Below are 18,801 nucleotides of genomic sequence, written 5' to 3'. Positions count from 1 at the left end.
ATTATGGGTCGCGCGCGAGGAGGCCTCGCGAGCAGGATACACGCGGTGGTGGACACCAACGGGCTGCCGGTCCATCTCGCGCTCACGCTCGGTGAGGCACATGATCATCGGCTGTGTTCGGGTCTCCTCAGCGCCTTGCTCCCCCAGAACGTGTTCATAGCCGCGCCGAGATGGCGCGGCCTCAAAAACGTACTTCTGTGATGACCGGGGTGAAGTCGACTTGGCGGCTGGCGGAAATCCCTTACGTCGCAAGGCCGGCCACCGCAGGCGGATGATAGTTGCTCCCCGATTTTCCGAACCCATTGCTCGTGCGTTCTTAGTTCCTAAGTGCAATAGTTCACCGACCGTTCAGCCGGCTTGTGAACTAACAGGGCGGCCATGCCGAGCGGTCCCGAGAGGGAAGGATGCTGTTCCGGCGGGCTAGGAACCCGGGCACCCTCCCCGGGTTCCGCCTCCCCCACATCTACACTCGCTTCTGTCCCGGCGGGATACTCAGCTTAATCGCCCGTACACATGGCTGGCCGGCTATGAGGCGTCGTCGATCAGCACGACGTCATTCCCCTTTAATGCAGCTTGCGCCTGGCCTGCGGCGCCTCGAACTGGGCTACCTCGGCGGTCTGCGCCGCCTTGCCGTTGAAGGTCAGCACATTGCCCTCAGACGAGATTGCAACGCTGTCGCCGTCCTTCACCTCGCCGGCCAAAATCATCTCGGCGAGCGGATCCTGCACGCTGCGCTGGATCACCCGCTTCAGGGGGCGGGCGCCATAGGCGGGATCCCAGCCCTTGTCGGCGAGCCAGTCGCGTGCGGAGGCATCGAGCGTCAGCGCGATCTTGCGGTCTTCGAGCAGCTTCTGCAGCCGCGCGAACTGGATCTCGACGATCCGGCCCATCTCGCTCTTCTGCAGGCGGTGGAACAGGATGATCTCGTCGACGCGGTTGAGAAATTCGGGGCGGAAGTGCGAGCGCACCATCCCCATCACCTGATCGCGTACGGCCGACGTATCGTCGCCCTCCGGCTGGTTCACCAGAAACTCCGAACCGAGGTTCGAGGTCATGATGATCAGCGTGTTGCGGAAGTCGACGGTGCGGCCCTGGCCGTCAGTCAGGCGGCCATCGTCGAGCACCTGCAGCAGCACGTTGAACACGTCCGGATGCGCCTTCTCGATCTCGTCGAACAGCACGACCTGGTAGGGCCGCCGCCGCACCGCTTCGGTGAGCGCGCCGCCCTCGTCATAGCCGACATAGCCCGGAGGCGCGCCGATCAGACGGGAGACCGAGTGCTTCTCCATGTATTCGGACATGTCGAGGCGGACCATCGCGGTCTCGTCGTTGAAGAGATATTCCGCGAGCGCCTTGGTCAGCTCAGTCTTGCCGACGCCGGTCGGCCCCAGGAACATGAACGAGCCGGTAGGCCGGTTCGGGTCTTGCAAGCCTGCGCGCGAACGTCGCACGGCGGTTGCCACCGCACGCACGGCTTCGGCCTGGCCGACAACGCGCTTGCCGAGTGCCTCCTCCATCTTGAGGAGCTTGTCCTTTTCGCCTTCCAGCATCTTGTCGACAGGAACACCGGTCCAGCGCGAGACCACTTGCGCGATGTGGTTGGCGGTGACCGCCTCCTCCATCATCTCGCCGGGCGCCTCGTTCTCCTCGATCTCGGCCAACTTCTTCTCCACCTCGGGGATCTTGCCATAGGCAAGCTCCCCCGCGCGCTGGAATTCGCCGCGACGCTGCGCGTTAGCGAGTTCAATGCGCAAGGCATCGAGCTCGCTCTTCAGTTTCGCCGCATCTGAGAGCTTGTTCTTCTCCTTGTTCCAGCGCGCCGTCAGCGCCGCCGACTTCTCCTCGAGATCGGCGAGCTCCTTTTCCAGCGTCCGCAGCCGGCTCTTGGAGCCCGGATCGCTTTCCTTCTTCAGCGCCTCCTGCTCTATCTTGAGACGGATGATCTCGCGGTCGAGCGAATCCAGTTCTTCCGGCTTGGAATCGACCTGCATCTTCAGCCGCGCCGCGGCCTCGTCCATCAGATCGATGGCCTTGTCGGGCAGGAAGCGGTCGGTGATGTAGCGGTTCGAGAGCGTCGCGGCTGCCACCAGCGCGGAATCGGCGATGCGCACGCCGTGGTGCTGCTCGTATTTGTCCTTCAAGCCGCGCAGGATGGAGATGGTGTCCTCGACGGTGGGCTCGCCGACATAGATCGGCTGGAAACGCCGCGCTAGCGCCGCATCCTTCTCGACATGCTTCTGATATTCGTCGAGCGTGGTGGCGCCGATGCAATGCAATTCGCCGCGCGCCAGCGCGGGCTTGAGCAGGTTCGACGCATCCATAGCGCCGTCGGCCTTGCCTGCGCCGATCAGCGTGTGCATCTCGTCGATGAACAGGATGATGCCGCCTTCCGCGGAGGTCACTTCCTGCAGCACGGACTTCAGCCGCTCCTCGAACTCGCCGCGATATTTCGCGCCGGCAATCAGTGCGCCCATGTCGAGCGCGAGCAATTTCTTGTCCTTGAGGCTTTCGGGCACGTCGCCATTGACGATGCGCAGCGCGAGACCCTCGACGATGGCGGTCTTGCCGACGCCGGGCTCGCCGATCAGCACCGGATTGTTCTTGGTGCGACGGGAGAGAACCTGGATGGTGCGGCGGATTTCCTCGTCACGGCCGATCACCGGATCGAGCTTGCCGTCGCGCGCGGCTTGCGTCAGGTCGCGGGCATATTTCTTCAGCGCATCATAGGCGTTCTCGGCCGTGGCGGAATCCGCGGTGCGGCCCTTGCGCAGGGCCTCGATCGCCGAATTGAGATTCTGCGCGGTCACGCCGCCCTTATTCAGGATGGCGCCGGCTTCACTGTTCTTGTCGAGTGCCAGACCCAGCAGCAGCCGCTCGACAGTGACAAAGCTGTCGCCGGCCTTTTCGGCCGCCTTCTCGGCGGCATCGAAGGTGCGCGCCAGTTCCGGCGCGAGATAGACCTGTCCGGCACCGCTGCCCGAAACTTTTGGCAGCTTGTTCAGCGCCTCCTCAGTCGCTTTAAGGATGGCGCGGGAGTTGCCCCCGGCGCGGTCAATCAGGCCGCTCGCCAGTCCCTCATTGTCGTCCAGCAGCACTTTCAGCAGATGCAGTGTCGAGAACTGCTGGTGGCCGTCGCGCATGGCAAGCGACTGCGCCGACTGGATGAAGCCGCGCGAACGCTCAGTGTATTTCTCGATATTCATCGGTTGCTTCCTTCAGCTCGCCGCTCAAGCCCGAAGGCGCTCCCTAATATCATTATTGAATTTCCGCCCGGCCGCGTTGATATCGGTCAACTAGCCGGTGGTCGTCGACCTCATTTGGTATAGCCGGGCGCGCCCCCGGCCGCAGCGGTGTCGCTCTCCGACGGCCCCGCAATCGAGCTAAGTCTCCAATGCCAGTCTCGGGAAGGCGGGACCATTTGGGGGCGGTATTGAATACGGGAAATCTGGCTGGTGGCGGCCGTTTCTCGCGTCTTCCGGTTACCATGCTCACCCTTCGCAAGCGGCTTGCCTAGCCAGCCCCTCAGGTCGACCTTGCGCAACAGGCGCAGTTGTCTCCAAAGGCGGATTTGTTAAGGAACTCATCCGCGAAAAAGGGGCGCCGGGCCAGCAATGCTGCCTCAGCGACGGATCGCGACGGGCAATGATGAAGGCGCGGTCGCGTGCGTGCCGATCGGGCCGGCATCCAGCCGTGCTCCTCACACCACCCTCGTGGATGGTGCCGCTTGGCGCAACACCGAGATATCCCATCCCTACAACGTCGGGATCGCTGGCCGGGGGCCCCGCCTGCCACGCGTGTAATTCAACCGACGCCGATGTTGGTGAACCAACTCGGGTACGACAGCGAATTTGCGTCCAAGAGCGGGCACGGAGTCTTCGCCCTGGAGCCAGAAAAGAACGTCTCAAGACTTGCCAGCAGATGGCGGTCGACCCTTCCCGGCGGACCAAACGCTTCGAATCCAATCGTCCACCAATGGCCTCCCACCACCACCAGTTCCGTTAACTCCACGTTGCATCCCTCGTCGGGCCTCGCCTCCTTCAAGACCTCTTTCGGTGCAGCGTCAGCCTTGAACTCATACTTGAGTAGCCAACGCTTTTTCTCGACGTCGATCCAGCGCGATCCCTCCCGCATGCTCTGCCGAAGATCCTCCGCCAGGGGCAACTCGACGGACCATTTCACCCACGCATCCGCCTTTCCCAGGATGCCCGGGCGAGGCTCGACAATTCTAGGTGCTGATCGCAGCGCCTTGATCTCGAAACTGAGATGACCTTTCCCAGGCGCTTCGCGCAACTTCACCCCGACGCTCGAGGACCCGAAGAAGACCAAGTAGGAATCGGTCCTTAGCTTTTCCAGCCGCTCCGGTAGCCGTCCTTCTCCGGCGTCGAACCACTCCAGAACCCATTCCGGCGCGGGACCCACGAAGAACCACCGCATCTCAGCGCTGTGCAGCATCATCGGGCGTCATGTCATCGATGGAGGAACACGTCGCCTGGCGCGCATGATCCATCATGATTAAGCCTCTCTCTTTCGAGTGAGTCAACCCGTCCTTCCGGCACCATGGCCATCTAGATGCGCAATACATCTCTCGAAGGAGCCTCGACAGTTTACCGAATCCTAGCAGCGACTGTCGCCGGCGCCGGAGTCTTGATTCAAAGAATGACTGACACCCAGCAACGCCTCCGATCGAGTTAGCGTAGTGGAGCGACCGATCTTGAGAGGGGTGACAGAACGTGACGAACCGGCGCGTCGGCGCTATCTCGATACGGAAGAATCGGCGGCCGCGCGAGCCTGGCTTGAGACGGCCGCGACCCGCGGCCCTCGCCCGCGCATCCGACAACTTGCGCCACCGCTCGCGCTGCGCCGTTTTCATGCTGCGTTTCGCCACTTATCTCTGCCTTGCAGTCGTCCTCGCTCACACACCTTGACAGGCCAGTAGCTGTCGCTAGGCACGCCGGTTGAATGGGAATTGCATCGGATTGTGTGGCAAGACGTTTACCCTGCTTGCGGGCGCACGATCCACATCGCGATGTGCTGCACCGAGCGGCCGACAAAGATATTGGCCGCTGAAAATCCTCAAGAAAGCTGACGTCAGTCAAGGTGCTCGCGAGGCCGGAGCCGCTAGATTTCGGTAAATGATGGATTTTGCACTCTTGCAACCAGGGATACCCGATCGAACGCTGGCAGTCATTGCCGAGCGGCGCAATGGTCGCATAGGTGCTCCGCGCTTGGCTGACGAGCCAGCGCCTGATCCTTTTGCTTGATCTGAAACTGGGACCCGATCGCGCCTAGAACAGTCTGGACATGGACCCGTCCAAGGACCTCCAAGAGCTGATCTCCCGTCTCGCGGTCGCGCTCGGCATCGGGCTGTTGATCGGCCTCGAACGGGGCCGGCGTCGACGTCAAGCGAGCCGTGGGTGCATCGCGCGCCTCTCACCCGATACCCTGAGCACGTCGGATGCGGCGGTGGCCATTCTCGGCGCCGTCGCCAGCAATACCATCAGCAAAATCGTTATCTGGTCGGAGCAGTTGCGCTGTGGTTGACCTTTGTCTTCGCTGCCTGAACGGCGGTTGATCGCCAAGGCCGGGGATTGCCGCTCGCTGGCACCGCCAAATCGAAGATGCTCAGTCACTGCAGATGACAATGCTATCGAACAGGGAGACGTCGATGCGTATTGAGCCCGTCTTTATATTTGACCTTGATGGAACGCTGGTGGACAGCGTGTACCAACACGTCCTTGCCTGGAAGCACGCACTTGACGCTGAAGGTATTGAACTATCGGTGTGGCGCATCCATCGCAAGATCGGCATGAGCGGCGGCTTGTTCACCGACCAGCTTCTGCGCGAGACCGGGTTCGAGATTAGCGATGAGCGCGCGGAACGGCTGCGCGCGGGCCACGCCGCCGCGTACCGTCAGCAGGCCAGATACATCCGGCCCCTGCCGGGAGCGCGAGAATTGCTGTCGTGGTTGTCGGAGGCCGGTATTCCGTGGACGATTGCGACCAGCGGCCGCATCGAAACCGCAGCCGTCAATCTGGCCGCGCTCTGCGTCGATCCAGACAGGATCCCGGTGGTGACGCGCTCAGGTCAAATATGCCAAACCCGATCCGGACCTGTTTCTCGCGGCCGCCGCCCGACTGGAAGCACCTATCGAAACAGCAGTGGTTGTCGGCGATAGCGTCTGGGACATGCTGGCGGCAATACGATGCCGGGCCCTGGGTGTCGGTCTTTTGAGCGGCGGCTATGGGCAAGACGAGTTGAGGCAATCCGGTGCAATCCGCGTTTACGATGATCCGGCCTGCACGCGCAGCGACGCGGCCACGCTCAAGATACCTCACGCACCTTCCTTGGCATAGCCGCGGAATCTCATTTTGCAGGCGCAATCAGCCGCGTTGAGAGGAACTCTCGTTCGCACAACAGCTTTTTTGGAAAGACCTCTGGCTCGCTTAGTCCTTGTCGTCAGTGCATGAGTCGCGTGTGAACGTCTCAGATGTCTAACGACGTCACCTCCTCCGGCCTGCTCACGAGAGCCGCCTTTAATGAGAGGGCCGCTCTTGTCACGAAGTGGCGATCGAGGCGCGCACGAGACAACTCCGACTCTCCCGTGATCACGGGCATTGGGAGAATTTCGAGATTCTTAGAGTGTTCGGCCTGCAAGGTATGACCCTGGGCCGGGGATCGGACCCCGAAATATGCAAACGGATTGACACCGTTGGGCTTGCGGTTTGTCAGTGCGGCAGCAGGACAGCCGCTTCATCCTACCTGTGCCCCGAAGCTCGACCGGTGCGAGGAAAGCCATGTCTTGGTCCCTGAAGCTCGGTTCCATCGCTGGAACAGCCGTCCGAATCCACATCACGTTCATCCTCTTCCTCGCCTGGATTTTCGGCGCGAGTTACGTCTCGGGCGGGGCCAATGCGGCCTGGAGCAGCCTTCTGTTCATGATGCTTCTGTTCCTATGCGTGCTGGCGCATGAGTTCGGCCACATCCTGACGGCGCGCGCCTTCTGCGTTCTGACACCCGATGTCATCTTGCTTCCAATCGGCGGCGTCGCGCGGCTGGAGCGCATTCCGGAAAAGCCGCTTGAGGAATTTCTCATCGCGATCGCGGGCCCGCTGGTCAATGTCGTGATCGCGTTCGGTCTCGTCCTCGTCACGAGCGCGACACCGGACGGCGGCGCGCTCGCGGCGGTCGAGAGCGCCAAGGTCTCGATGGTCGACCGGCTCGCATCGGTGAATCTGTTCCTCGCGCTCTTCAACCTGGTCCCCGCCTTTCCGATGGATGGCGGACGCATCCTGCGCGCGCTCCTCTCAGCGTGGCTCGGCTTCGTGCGTGCCACCGAGATCGCTGCAATGATCGGTCAATGGGTCGCGTTCGCGCTCGGCTTTATCGGTCTGTTCGGAAGCCCGATGCTGATCTTCATCGCGATCTTCGTTTATCTGGCGGCCTCCGCGGAGGCCCATATGATCGGCCTGCGCTCCTTGTCGCAAGGCGTGCCGGTCGACGCCGCGACGATGACGCAATTCGCAATGCTCACGCCGGAATCGCGCCTCGACGAGGCGGTCGAGCTCCTGCTGCGCACGAGCCAGCGTGAATTCCCGATCGTCGATCATGCGCAGCGACCGCTCGGCATGCTGTCCCGCGCCGACCTGATCGGCGCCCTGAAAGAGCTCGGCCCCGAGGCCCGGATAAAGGACGTGACATTGTCGCCTTTCCCGACCTGCAACCGTCGCTGCACGCTGGAAGACGCACTCAAACTCCTGCAGGAAAAAGGTGCGCCCGCTGTCGGCGTCCTTGATGGTGCGGACCGGCTGGTTGGACTTGTGAGTTCCGAAACGCTAGGCGAAATGCTGATGATCGCGGGCGCCATGCCGCCTGGATACCGACTTAGCAGCGGCCACCGGCTCGCGGCAGCCTGAACGAACCGGGCTATCCACCGAAGTTGTCGGCTTCGATAACCCTTTGCTGCCGTTGATCTTGATCTTTGCGAGGCTGCATTTGGGGCTCGCGACCTTGAATATATTCCCGATTATTTCATTCGAGCCATGGGCGTTCGCAACGCCCGGTGTCAGAATGACAAATCGCAATACTCAGGTGGCTCTTAAGCAGAGCAGAATTTCTCGCAGTGAATTTCTCCATTGCAGCACTCTTGAGCACCGTAATTGGTGTCGTCTACTCCCAGAGCCAAGTCAGGGCCTCCGAACCGAATTTGCCAATTTGCAGGACCACGGCTGCCCACAGGAATGCCGAAGCGAAATTGGCGACCTGAAAGGGCCAATAGGGCATCGCGAAGATGCCGGCGACAAGTGGAACGACTGCGCGCAATGGGCCGAAGAAGCGACCGATGAAGACGCCGGACACGCCCCATTCCTTTACGAAGGACTCCCCCTTCGAAATGAGATGCGGATGCCGGGAGAAAGGCCACCTGTGGTAGATGGCCTTCCCCAGTTTCAAGCCGATCCAGTAGGATACCCAATCGCCGAGGCCCGCGCCCATCGAGGCGGCGACCCAGATCGGCCAGAACTCGATCTCGCTCACGCCGACCAGCCCGCCAATCGCGATCAACGCAGCCCAAGCCGGAACCAATATCGAGATGAACGCTAGCGACTCACCGAAAGCGAGCACGAAAACAATCGGCGGTGCCCAGGCCTCGTTCTGACGCACGAAATCGATGATTTGCTGTGCGTAAGATTCCATCGGCATTCACATCAACCAAGCATCTACAGAAATATGAGAAGGTGTTAAGGGGATAGCAGTTATCTAGGCTGACAAATCGCTCCGCATGCGGCCCGCCTCGCTTTGTGCGACTTGGCTGAACTCGCTGACGAGTTGTCGGTAACTTGGTCTTGACATTCCCGACGTCAGCGGCCTGCGAGAACCCCCTCTCTAGAAATTTCGCGTCCAGGCTTCACGCAGCGGCTCCGAAACGCTAGTTCAATCGATCCCTTGCCGCCTCTTGGCGGATCGAGTTCACCCAACGAGGTGTCTGCAATACCATCGACGCGCTAGCGCTGCCACTTCGTCCAGCGCAACGGGCTCTTCGAAGAAACGTGTTGCGCCGGGCACGAGGGCGAACTGCTTTTCGCATTTCAGCTGCTTGAACGCTTCCCGGTTCGGCTTAACCGCCTCAAGGTCGTTTCCGCCTACTATGAGCAGCGTCGGTGCGCTGACGCGCACCAAGGCAGCACCGGCGAGATCGGGACGGCCTCCTCGCGACGTGATCGCACCAACTTGATCGGAACGTGCGGCCGCCGCTTCCAATGCTGCCGCTATGCCGGTGTCAGTTCCGAAATAGCCGAGCCGTAGGCCCTTCGTATCCGGGTATTGCGCGAACCAGTCGGCCACACCAATTAGCCGTTCGGCGAGCAGCGCAATGTTGAGCCGCAACCTTTTCGTGCGTAGGTCTATTTCTTGCTCCTCGACCGTCAGCAAATCAACAATGAGAGTCGCAAGATTGGACTCGTTTAGCAGACGCTCCACATAGCGATCCAGGTAGCGATTGCGAGGATTGCTAAGGCCACTGCTGCTACCTTGCGCGAAGAGAATAAGGCAGCTGGATTCTAGCGGCACCGTCAGCTTGCCGAAGAGCGATTGCGAGGCCGCTGGGATGGTTACCAACTGATCTTCAATCGCTAGAGCAGCAGGATTGCGCATCGTCACTTTCCTTCCTGGAGCGCGCTGCGGCGACCGCTATCTCTCCCGCCTACCCGCTTCGAATGAAAACGCCGCCTGCCTTGCGAATAGGCACTGATCGCGAGCAGCGCACTTTGGTTCGCAGCTTTGTTCGCAGCAAGCTTTTGAAAGAACTTTGCCCAACAAGGTCTCGCCCGACCATGACGTCCGTCAATGGAGGGATGATCTTCTCGCCTCTCGGCAGAGTATGATCACAAAACTGAGCCGGCACCCGTTGCAGATCAGCCAGAACTGGTTCGGGTGCAAGGAGGAGAACGCGAACTGACTGCGAAGCCCGCAATCAACCCTCTTGCAACGAGAATTCCATAAGCATCGCGCGGAAGACTCCGAAAATGGCCTTTCCCGCGGCGATCGGAAACTCGACGGACGGATCGGCCTTCTCCTGCCATCAGTTTCGCATTTTTTTCACACGGGCACGAAATTGATTTTTATCACGGTGCCCTCTTCGACATTGCAGTATCTTGGCACGTGGCGCGGAGTTCTCCATATGGTTGCGACCATCTACGTTGTTCCGGATGATAATTTCGACGACTGGGTCGTTCGCGACGACAAGGGGTGCGAGCTCGGTCACTATCCGACCAGGGAAAACGCCGAACTTGCCGCGCGACCGGTTGCGCGGGAATTGGGAACCAGGCTCGTCGTTCATCTCCCTGATGGAAGAACGAATTGCACCAATTTCGCTAGGGGATGGCTCGCCAGATTGTTTGGTTCGTGAGCCGCTGCTCGGCCATCGTCGGTCAGGCCTTGACGGTCGGCCTACGAAAAATGGTAGCGCCTCTGTTTGGAGAGGCATCAATTGAAATGTAACAGGAAGGTCAATTTGCGCCGCCCTGAGCCACGAAATATTGACAACGATCATGGTGCACGGCACGACGGCGCTCAATGTTCCCGGCGCGAGCTTCCGGTGAAGATGACATCTCTATGCTCTGCACGCGAAGCCGCATTTTGCCCTATGCCCTAGCCGTTACGACCAACCGGCGTTCGGCCTGCTGAGGAGGACACCATGTCGATAGGCGATATTGTCTGGATGTTCTTCATATTCTCAGCGCTCCAGCCGATGCTGCGGCAGCACGTTCTCGAAGCCTTGCGGGTGCGCAAGATTTCGCAGATCGAGCGCGAGCGACAGTCCCGGGTGATCCTGCTGGTGCACCGGCAGGAAACGATGCGGTTTCTCGGCTTTCCGCTTGCGCGCTACATCGATATCAACGATTCCGAGGACGTCATGCGCGCCATCCAGATGACGGACGCCGATGTGCCGATTGACGTCGTGCTTCATACTCCGGGCGGACTCGTCCTGGCCGCACTGCAGATCGCCAAAGCGGTACGGGAGCACAAGGCGAAGGTCACCGTCTTTGTGCCCCACCACGCCATGTCGGGCGGTACACTGATCGCACTCGCCGCCGACGAAATCGTCATGAGCAAGCATTCCGTGCTGGGCCCGATCGATCCGCAACTCGGGGACTCACCGGCCGCCTCGCTGATCAAGGTCTTGGCAGACAAGCCGATTGCAAAGGTCGAAGACCGGACGCTGATCATGGCCGACGTCGGCCGCAAGGCGATCACCCAGGTCAAACAGGCCGCATGCGAGCTGCTGACCCGTCGACTATCCGCGGAGAAAGCCGATGCCGTCGCAGACACCCTAACCTCCGGCACATGGACCCACGACTATCCGATATGGGCCTCCGTCGCGACGTCGCTCGGCTTGCCCGTGAGCACCGACATGCCGCACAACGTCCTCGAGCTGCTCAAGCTCTATCCGCAACCCGTCCGAATGCAAAGCGGCGGCGGCGTGGATTACCTGCCGGTCGAGCGGCGCGGATCGGGAGGACCGAAGATGGATGCGTTCGGATGGCCGCGGGTTCCGTAACGCATCCAAGTCGGACAATCAACTCGTTCTATCAATTCTCAAGTGTGATCTTGACGGCAGTCAACGTGCCCGGCCTTGTCACATGTATAAATGCCTGATCACCAAGCGGCTCGAGTGTCGTGACATCCTCGACCGCCTCGGTTGATCCGAATCCCTCAGTCTATTCAGGAGACGATCATGCACCAACTAATTCGCGGAGGCGCGATCGCCGTTGCGCTTCTTGGTAGCGTAAGCTTCGCCGCCGCCCAGCGGGCGTCTGGCGACGTTCACCCCAGTTTGACGGCGAGTCAGCAACAGGCTGTCAGCCAGGGACTCGCGTCTTCGCCATCACAGCCCGCGCCGTCCGGCGAGCAACCGAAGGTTGGCAATAAAGTTCCCGATTCCATGTCAGCGCAGTCGGTGCCAGGTAGCGTTAGCGATCAGGTTCCCGAGACGAAGAACCTTCTTTTCGTCAAACTGCCGGACCGGATCGTGCTGATCGATCCCGACAACAAGCTCGTCACGCAGATCGTCATGGACAGTTCCACGACGGATTCGAGCACCACGGGATCGAATACCGGCGGATCGACCACCAATACCTCGGATCGGCCTTCGCGGTAACGATCCCAGCTAGCTCTTCGGATGATACCGGAGACGCGCCGTGCATGGCATGGCGCGTCTCCGGCAGCAACGGAGGTGATTTGACTGTCAAATCCCATTTCTCGTTGCCATCGCCAGCGGCGGTCGCCTTGACGATCGTCGCTCTCGTTCCGTGGATGAATCGTGCCGCGGCAGGAAAATCGGGCTCACGCAACCGTCGGGCGTAGTGCGCTCCAACAATTTCCGGTTTTCGACAGCAGTTGATAGCGCCTCGTACTCCCTATCGTCAGGCCATCTCCTCCTCCGCCGGATCGCGACGACCTATCAGCCAGTAGATAACGCCGAGCGCGACGATTGCCGCCGCCAATGACAAGATGTGCAGCGCGTCCGTCTCTGTGAGATCGAGGATGATGACCTTCCGGCAGATAGCCAATAACGCGATCATCACGACCGAGCGTATCTGGACAACAGTATCACGGCGCTCAGCAACCACCAGAAGCGTTTTCTTGAACTCGAGTGCAATGATCACCGTCAAGATCATGCCGAATGCAGCCTGAAACGCTGAGTAGTCAGATGGATCGAATCCTCCAGCGAGAACCAGGCCAAACAAAATCTTCAAGGTCAGCGTCCACAGCGCGGCGACAACGATGACGGCGATCAACGCCGTGAGAAACATGACGACGACGTACTCGAAGCGTTGATACAGCGACAGCAGCCCCAATCGTTCTCTCGCATCCCTCAACTCATGCTTGATCGACATTAGGGCCTCCGACACGCCGCGTCTCACGCTTCCGGCGTCTCACGCTTCTACAAGCCTTCCTGGCGGACTCTCTTTCCCAGGCGCTCGGCGTGGACGTTGTATCAATATTACCAGCGGAATCGCCAGCAAGGATACGAACATCATCAGCTTGAAATTGTCGATGAACGCGACAGCTTCTGCCTGTGCTGAAACGAGTTGGGTAAGAGCGGCCCGCCCCTGAACGGTTACGAGACCGAAATGCTGGGCATGGTCGCGTATCACCTGCCGGTAGAGGGTAATGTGCTCGACCAGTTCAGCCTGGGTGGTGGCTGAATTTCGCACAAGCAGATAGCTCATCAGGGAAATGCCGATGCTCGCCCCGATATTTCGCATCAAATTGAAGAGCCCGGTTCCCTGGGTGCGCAACGCTGGCGGAAGGGTTCCGAACGCCACCGTGCCGAGCGGCACGAAGACGAATCCGAGGCCGAAACCCTGCAGCAGACCAGTGCGGACCAGCGTGCCCTGCGATACATCGGGAGTAAAGCCGGTCATGAAATAGAGCGATAGCGCCGTCAGTCCGAAACCAGTCGCGATCAAGATGCGCCCGTCGATATGCCGGATGAGTTGCCCGACCAACAACATCGCGACCATGGTCCCGACACCGCGTGGCGCGAGTACGAGGCCCGCCGTCAACACTGGATAGTTCATGAGCTTTTCAAGATAGGGCGTCAGCATCGACAGCGTCGCCAGCAGCACGACACCGACGATGAAAATCAGGATGAGCCCGACGACAAAATTCCGGTCGCGGAACAGCGCAAGATCAATGAAAGGATCGGCCGTCGACAGGGAGTGGACCGTAAAGAGATAGAAGCCAAGCACGAAAAGCGCGGCTTCCAACTGAATCTCGGGAGAGGAAAACCAGTCGAGGCGCTCGCCCCGGTCCAGAAAAAGCTGCAATGCGCCAATGCCCAGGCTGAGCGACGCAAATCCGAGCCAATCGAGCCGCCGCGCAAGGGGCCGCTCGGTGCGCCGTCCGAGAAACAGCAAAATGCCAAGCGCACACAGCACGCCAACTGGCAGGTTGACATAAAACACCCAGCGCCAGCTATAGGAGTCGGTCAACCAGCCGCCGAGTGTCGGTCCGAGAATGGGGCCCAACATCACGCCGAGGCCGAATATCGCCGTCGCCTGTCCCTGCTGCTCCGGCGGATAGGCGTCGAGCAACACGGATTGCGAGAGCGGCACCAGCGGCGCGCCAAAGATACCCTGAAGCAGTCGAAAGACGACCATCTGTCCTAGCGACACGGCCGCCCCACAGAGCATCGAGGTCACAATGAAGCCGATCACCGCCGTCAGGAATAATGGCTTGCGGCCGAGCCTTGCTTCGAGCCAGCCCGTCGCCGGCGTAACGATCGCCGCCGCGACGATATAGGAGGTCAGGACCCAGTTGATTTGGTCGCTCGTTGCCGACAGGCTGCCCTGCATATATGGCAACGCGACATTGGCTATCGTCGTATCAAGCGCCTGCATTAGAGTCGCAAGCATCACGGTTGCTGTGATCATTCCGCGGTTCACGATGCTGCTCTCTACGGCTCTGCTCGCCACGTCAGGCCCCGAAAATCGCGGTGAGGTCACGCCACAACTCGCGCAGCGATCGCTGGTGGCCGGTATCGATCGAGATCTTGACACTCATGCCTGCGCGCAGTGGCGGGTGGTTCGCGGGTTGATCGAAAAAAAGGCGAACCGGAATGCGCTGCACGACTTTCACCCAGTTGCCTGTGGCATTTTGCGGCGGCAATAGTGCGAAGACCGATCCACTCGCCGGCGCCAGCGACGTTACCCGCGCTGCAATCGGGGTGTCCGGATAGGCGTCGACGATGACCCGCGCCGGATTTCCTTCCCTCACATAGGTGAGATCCGTCTCCTTGATATTGGCTTCGAGATAGAGATCGCGCGTCGCTACCAGCGGAAACGCCGCTTGTCCGGCATTCAAGAACACGCCTATCGCGATGCTCTCGACGTTGTGCGGAATGCCGTCGAATGGTGCGACGATGGAGGTGAGTCGCAGGTTGCGCGCGGCGAGATCGACGGCTGCCTGCGCCTGTCTGACCGTGGATTGCTGGTCGACCGGCAAATCCAGGTTGCCGCCGATCTGGGCGAGCGCCGCCGCTGCCTCCCGCTCCAGGCTAGCCAGATTGGCCTTTGCCGCCTGAAAGTCGCGGATTGCGGCATCAAGTGTCGCCCGAGGCGCGGCGCCAGTGTTGTAGAGCTGCTGCTGGCGTTCATAATTGGCCTGCGTGTAGTCGACCGTGGCCCTTGCCTCATCGATCTGCTTCTGGCGTGCGCGGTAAGTCTCGATCAGCGTGTGCGCCTGGTCGCGTGCAATGCCGAGCTGCGCTTCGGCGTTGCCTAGCGCAAGCCGATATGTCTCCGTATCGATGTTGAAGAGCGGGTCGCCTTTCTTCACCGGCGCGTTCGACTTTGCCGGGATGCCGATGACCTGGCCCGAGATCTGCGCGCTGATCGACGCGCTCACCGCCTGAACATAAACGTCTTCCTCCGACACGTAGCGGCCGGTCATCAGATAAAGCGCGAGCGCGCCGGCAACCAGCGTGATCGGACCGAGGGCCAGCAGCGGTCGGCGCCAGCGGCTTCGCGACGGCACCGGCGCGCCTTCTGCGGCAGGCTTCTCCGTCGAGCCGTGAAGTTCCCGATCCAGGTTAGGAGAACGCCTCGGGAGTGCGCGAGCCGTGTTGGGTTCGCCACTTTTCGTAAATGCTTCGAAGCCGCTATCTGGCATGGCCCGATACTCGCCGTCCCGGTGGTCGCAATGTTGCGTCAATTGGTCGTCGGCACCTTGATGGGCGTCAGCCACTCGCGAAATACAAAAATGCAGGCAGAGAATTGCGCCTTGTCAATGCATGAGGCCGTTCGATTTGCGAATTGAATTTGGCGACCCCCACGTCGCTTGCCCTCCGTGGGCGTTCCTCCCGAGACTTGGACCGCCGGCGAAAGCCGCGCGGTCCGTTTTTTTCCCTCGATAAACGACGAGAGAAGCAGGAGGACATCGTGACGATCACCCCGACCGTCACTCCCGAATGCCGATCCATTCGCGCCATACGGTCAGGAGCGCCGCCATGATTACCGGACCAAGAAAGAGGCCGACTAATCCAAACGACTGCATCCCGCCGAGAATTCCGATCAGCACGAGCAGGAAGGGCAGCTCAGCGCTACCTCCGATAAGAACCGGCTGAATGAAATTGTCGCCGATCAGCAGCACCGCCGCGCCAAAGACAAACAGTCCGACAGGCACCAGCAAGATGCCGTCTTGAACAACCAAAGTCAGAGAAGCCGCCGCAAGCACGACCCAGGCGCCGAGCGGCACCATCGCCAATACAATTGTCATCGCTGAAAATAGCAGCGGATGCGGCACGCCCATCACGACGTAGGCAATACCGACGACAGCGCCCTTCACAATAGCCGCTGCGATCGTTCCGTTCACGGTCGCGCGGGTTGCGGCGGCGATCTTGCCGATCAGGCGAGTGCCGGGATTGCCGAGCAGCCGCCGAGCGGTGACGACCGACCGGTCCGCCAGCCATATTCCGTCGCGCAGCATCAAGGAAAGCGCAATCAGCGTAATGGCGAAGAGGAAGAGACGATGTAGCAGTGCGCCGCCGAGCGTGCCGGTCCAGCTAGTCAGATTTTCGATGTTTACGCCGCGAAGCCATTCCTTGAGAGACTCAGGATTGCTGAGGTTGGCCCGCCACCAGAGATCCAGGTATTCGCCGGCGATCGGCAGCTGCGCAAGCCAGGCCGGAACAACAACTCCGCTCTCGCGCAGGCTATTGAGCACGTGCACAAAAGCATCGCTCCCCTGGGCGACCTGACGCACGGTCAAGACAATGGGTATGAGAAGAACGAGGCCGATTATGCAAGTAAACAGCGACGATGCTAGTAATGATGAGGGACGGCCAGAGATCAGCTGCGCAAATCTAACGTAGAACGGCCATGTGGTGATGGCAATTACGCCTGCCCAGATCATTGCAACGAGGAAATCGCGCGCGACCCAAAGCGCAAGCAACATCACTGCGACTGCGATAGCGGCCTGGATCGTCGCCCGCATGTGCGATTCAAACTGCGGCGGAGGTTCTTCCAGTGTGCGAAATCCGCTTCCGTCGTCGCTTCGCACGAAGTCGTGGCGCGGCATTGGGGGCCCCATCGTGCTGGCACCGACCCGTTTGCTCGCAGGCTACATGGCTAGTCACTTCCCCACGTTGATGGACATCAACTTGCCGATGCCGATGCGCCGTTCCGTGCCGAGCTTCTTTCGCGAGCGCAGTTTTCAAATAACCCAGATCGAATTGACAGCCATCAAATGGTCTGGCCGCGGAGCTGAGGTTATCTGCTCCAGTGTGGTCTCGGCCGCCCTTGTTGTTGATGGCCTAGTCAAATCTTTCGAACCCGAACTCATGAGGACGTGGCCAGGCACAGCTTCCACGAATTACTGCTATGCAGCACGACCATCCGGATTCTTATCTCGCCATTTCCTCTGCTCATCGCGCACGAATTTCGGGCGCGTTCCTACCCCGAACCCGCGATTGAAGGCCATCAAGGTTAGTCCACGCGGCGGAACAACAGGGCGGCGCAGGAGGACTGTCGCCCTCGCATTTGCTTTCCGAAATTGACCGACGTCAGCGTCGCTGCCGGCAATTTCGTCCATGCAGGCGGAAAGCCCATGCGAGATAGCCACCATGCTCGATCGTCCCCGCAATGCTTCGCTTTTTCGGCATCACACGATGCACGTCCCCCGCACCATGTTTGCGGCGGCCATCGAGCGCTTCGGCGGACCGGAGGTGATCACTGGTCATGCTTTAGCGGTGCCGCCGCTGGACCCTGACGAAGTCATGATTGCTGTCGACACCGCCGGCGTTGGCCGGTGGGATGCCGACGTCCGAGAAGGGTTTTATGCGCCCCGAAAGCCGCATTTTCCATTGGTACTTGGCTACGACGGTTCCGGAATCGTCGCGGCTGTCGGCTCGCGGGTGCGACGGTTGAAAGTCGGCGACGAGGTCTATTCCTACAATTGGGAGAACCCGAAAGGCGGGTTCTACGCCGAATACGTCGCCGTGCCTGCCGACAAGGTCGCGCCAATCCCAAGACGGCTTGACCTGCGACATGCTGGCGCGATCCCGATTACGGGATTGACGGCACTGCAGGGGATTGACGACACACTGAAGCTGAAGAAGGGCGAGACCATCATCATTCACGGCGCTTCCGGCGGTGTCGGAACGCTTGCCGTGCAATTCGCAAGACTTCGCGGCGCCCGGGTGTTCGCAACAGCATCAAGCCAAGAAGGCGTGGAACTCGTGCGGGAGATGGGCGCGCATGTCGTGGTCGACGGCAAGCGCATCGACATCGACGACCAAGCGCGCCGCGTCGCGCCCGACGGCGTCGACGCCATCCTGGCGCTCGTCGGTGGAGATGCGCTGGAGAAATGCCTGAACGTGCTGCGGCCCGGCGGCCGGCTGGCGCACCCGAACGGCATCGAGCCGGCCCCAAAGAAGCGGCGCGGCACGGAATTGATCCGCTATGACGGCATTTCCGGCGTTCGCGAGTTCGAACGCCTCAACGCGGCGGTCCACGAAGCTAAACTCAAAGTTCCGATCACGGAATGCTATCCCTTGGCGCACGCCCACAAGGCGCACGAACGTCTGGCCGAGGGTCATGTAGTCGGCAAAATTATCTTAGCGATCCACGCTTCGTAATGGCGAGAGGTCTGTCTCGGCGATCACGCGCCCAAGCCCGCCGACAGGAGACAATTTCCACGTACCCGCGATCGCGTCAGCCAATAGATCAGAATTGGCCGATCGGAACTCTGCAGTTCGTCCATATCTGAGCGGTCACCCGCGAAGATCGATACGGCCCAACG

General features: G+C 60.5%; 14 protein-coding genes and 2 pseudogenes. 8 read left to right on the top strand and 8 right to left on the bottom strand.

Annotated features, from left to right (window positions below; all coding sequences use genetic code 11):
- Positions 1 to 3: 3 nt before the first annotated feature.
- A pseudogene (locus tag BRAGE_RS57880) lies at positions 4 to 162 on the top strand (IS5/IS1182 family transposase); the annotation flags it as partial.
- Between the two features lie 401 nt (positions 163 to 563).
- On the opposite strand, the gene clpB reads toward BRAGE_RS57880, so the two are convergent.
- Together clpB and BRAGE_RS0110280 are read right to left on the bottom strand one after the other, a co-directional pair.
- The gene (gene clpB, locus BRAGE_RS0110285; protein ID WP_027563687.1) at positions 564 to 3,203 is read right to left on the bottom strand and encodes an ATP-dependent chaperone ClpB; all 2,640 of its coding nucleotides are present in this window, start codon (positions 3,201 to 3,203) and stop codon (positions 564 to 566) included.
- A gap of 598 nt (positions 3,204 to 3,801) precedes the next feature.
- The gene (locus BRAGE_RS0110280; RefSeq protein ID WP_027563686.1) at positions 3,802 to 4,455 is read right to left on the bottom strand and encodes a hypothetical protein; all 654 of its coding nucleotides are present in this window, start codon (positions 4,453 to 4,455) and stop codon (positions 3,802 to 3,804) included.
- Between the two features lie 846 nt (positions 4,456 to 5,301).
- On the opposite strand from BRAGE_RS0110280, the gene BRAGE_RS56400 reads away from it, so the two are divergent.
- The 3 genes and pseudogenes from BRAGE_RS56400 (at position 5,302) to BRAGE_RS0110260 (ending at position 7,913) form a co-directional block, all read left to right on the top strand.
- A complete protein-coding gene (locus BRAGE_RS56400; RefSeq protein WP_027563685.1) occupies positions 5,302 to 5,541 on the top strand; it encodes a hypothetical protein in 240 nt (79 codons plus the stop codon).
- 124 nt (positions 5,542 to 5,665) lie between these two features.
- A pseudogene (locus BRAGE_RS48285) lies at positions 5,666 to 6,353 on the top strand (HAD family hydrolase).
- A gap of 441 nt (positions 6,354 to 6,794) precedes the next feature.
- Entirely contained in the window at positions 6,795 to 7,913 is a 1,119-nt protein-coding gene (locus BRAGE_RS0110260; protein ID WP_027563684.1) for a site-2 protease family protein, read from the top strand.
- Between the two features lie 253 nt (positions 7,914 to 8,166).
- Here the strand turns inward: BRAGE_RS0110260 and BRAGE_RS0110255 are convergent, their stop codons facing one another.
- A complete protein-coding gene (locus BRAGE_RS0110255) occupies positions 8,167 to 8,691 on the bottom strand; it encodes a DedA family protein (protein ID WP_027563683.1) in 525 nt (174 codons plus the stop codon).
- Between the two features lie 273 nt (positions 8,692 to 8,964).
- Positions 8,965 to 9,648 (bottom strand): dienelactone hydrolase family protein, encoded by a 684-nt coding sequence (locus tag BRAGE_RS0110250; protein WP_027563682.1) that lies wholly within the window; start codon positions 9,646 to 9,648, stop codon positions 8,965 to 8,967.
- 526 nt (positions 9,649 to 10,174) lie between these two features.
- Between BRAGE_RS0110250 and BRAGE_RS54410 the strand changes: the two genes are divergently transcribed.
- From BRAGE_RS54410 to BRAGE_RS54405, 3 genes are all read left to right on the top strand, one after another.
- Positions 10,175 to 10,402 (top strand): DUF2188 domain-containing protein, encoded by a 228-nt coding sequence (locus BRAGE_RS54410; RefSeq protein ID WP_108914666.1) that lies wholly within the window; start codon positions 10,175 to 10,177, stop codon positions 10,400 to 10,402.
- Between the two features lie 288 nt (positions 10,403 to 10,690).
- On the top strand, positions 10,691 to 11,554 hold the full coding sequence (locus BRAGE_RS0110240; RefSeq protein WP_027563681.1) for an SDH family Clp fold serine proteinase: 864 nt from the start codon (positions 10,691 to 10,693) through the stop codon (positions 11,552 to 11,554).
- Between the two features lie 177 nt (positions 11,555 to 11,731).
- Complete coding sequence (locus BRAGE_RS54405; protein ID WP_141263322.1) at positions 11,732 to 12,154, top strand: hypothetical protein; 423 nt, start codon at positions 11,732 to 11,734, stop codon at positions 12,152 to 12,154.
- Positions 12,155 to 12,419: 265 nt separating this feature from the next.
- Here the strand turns inward: BRAGE_RS54405 and BRAGE_RS0110225 are convergent, their stop codons facing one another.
- The 4 genes from BRAGE_RS0110225 to BRAGE_RS0110210 all read right to left on the bottom strand — a co-directional run bounded on the left by BRAGE_RS0110225 (position 12,420) and on the right by BRAGE_RS0110210 (position 17,079).
- Positions 12,420 to 12,893, bottom strand: a complete 474-nt coding sequence (locus BRAGE_RS0110225; RefSeq protein WP_027563679.1) for a phosphate-starvation-inducible PsiE family protein — start codon at positions 12,891 to 12,893, stop codon at positions 12,420 to 12,422.
- Positions 12,894 to 12,932: 39 nt separating this feature from the next.
- Positions 12,933 to 14,435 (bottom strand): DHA2 family efflux MFS transporter permease subunit, encoded by a 1,503-nt coding sequence (locus tag BRAGE_RS0110220; protein ID WP_051377790.1) that lies wholly within the window; start codon positions 14,433 to 14,435, stop codon positions 12,933 to 12,935.
- A gap of 43 nt (positions 14,436 to 14,478) precedes the next feature.
- Positions 14,479 to 15,672 (bottom strand): HlyD family secretion protein, encoded by a 1,194-nt coding sequence (locus BRAGE_RS0110215; protein ID WP_084334888.1) that lies wholly within the window; start codon positions 15,670 to 15,672, stop codon positions 14,479 to 14,481.
- 288 nt (positions 15,673 to 15,960) lie between these two features.
- Positions 15,961 to 17,079, bottom strand: a complete 1,119-nt coding sequence (locus tag BRAGE_RS0110210; protein ID WP_159073969.1) for an AI-2E family transporter — start codon at positions 17,077 to 17,079, stop codon at positions 15,961 to 15,963.
- 544 nt (positions 17,080 to 17,623) lie between these two features.
- On the opposite strand from BRAGE_RS0110210, the gene BRAGE_RS0110205 reads away from it, so the two are divergent.
- Positions 17,624 to 18,637, top strand: coding sequence for a quinone oxidoreductase family protein (locus tag BRAGE_RS0110205; RefSeq protein WP_199820259.1), 1,014 nt, complete (start codon positions 17,624 to 17,626; stop codon positions 18,635 to 18,637).
- Positions 18,638 to 18,801 lie beyond the last annotated feature (164 nt).

It is taken from the genome of Bradyrhizobium genosp. SA-4 str. CB756, from assembly GCF_000473125.1.
Classification (GTDB): Bacteria; Pseudomonadota; Alphaproteobacteria; order Rhizobiales; family Xanthobacteraceae; genus Bradyrhizobium; species Bradyrhizobium arachidis.
Note: the sequence above shows the minus strand (reverse complement) of the source record. Positions and strands in the feature narration are given on the sequence as shown.

Excerpts from the sequence above, each read along its gene's own strand:
- BRAGE_RS0110250 (WP_027563682.1), bottom strand. The coding sequence starts at position 9,648 with ATGCGCAATCCTGCTGCTCTAGCGATTGAAGATCAGTTGGTAACCATC.
- BRAGE_RS0110255 (WP_027563683.1), bottom strand. The coding sequence starts at position 8,691 with ATGGAATCTTACGCACAGCAAATCATCGATTTCGTGCGTCAGAACGAG.
- BRAGE_RS0110225 (WP_027563679.1), bottom strand. The coding sequence starts at position 12,893 with ATGTCGATCAAGCATGAGTTGAGGGATGCGAGAGAACGATTGGGGCTG.
- BRAGE_RS56400 (WP_027563685.1), top strand. The coding sequence starts at position 5,302 with ATGGACCCGTCCAAGGACCTCCAAGAGCTGATCTCCCGTCTCGCGGTC.
- BRAGE_RS54405 (WP_141263322.1), top strand. The coding sequence starts at position 11,732 with ATGCACCAACTAATTCGCGGAGGCGCGATCGCCGTTGCGCTTCTTGGT.
- clpB (WP_027563687.1), bottom strand. The coding sequence starts at position 3,203 with ATGAATATCGAGAAATACACTGAGCGTTCGCGCGGCTTCATCCAGTCG.
- BRAGE_RS0110220 (WP_051377790.1), bottom strand. The coding sequence starts at position 14,435 with ATGATCACAGCAACCGTGATGCTTGCGACTCTAATGCAGGCGCTTGAT.
- BRAGE_RS0110215 (WP_084334888.1), bottom strand. The coding sequence starts at position 15,672 with ATGCCAGATAGCGGCTTCGAAGCATTTACGAAAAGTGGCGAACCCAAC.
- BRAGE_RS54410 (WP_108914666.1), top strand. The coding sequence starts at position 10,175 with ATGGTTGCGACCATCTACGTTGTTCCGGATGATAATTTCGACGACTGG.
- BRAGE_RS0110260 (WP_027563684.1), top strand. The coding sequence starts at position 6,795 with ATGTCTTGGTCCCTGAAGCTCGGTTCCATCGCTGGAACAGCCGTCCGA.
- BRAGE_RS0110205 (WP_199820259.1), top strand. The coding sequence starts at position 17,624 with ATGCTCGATCGTCCCCGCAATGCTTCGCTTTTTCGGCATCACACGATG.
- BRAGE_RS0110210 (WP_159073969.1), bottom strand. The coding sequence starts at position 17,079 with ATGCCGCGCCACGACTTCGTGCGAAGCGACGACGGAAGCGGATTTCGC.
- BRAGE_RS0110240 (WP_027563681.1), top strand. The coding sequence starts at position 10,691 with ATGTCGATAGGCGATATTGTCTGGATGTTCTTCATATTCTCAGCGCTC.
- BRAGE_RS0110280 (WP_027563686.1), bottom strand. The coding sequence starts at position 4,455 with ATGATGCTGCACAGCGCTGAGATGCGGTGGTTCTTCGTGGGTCCCGCG.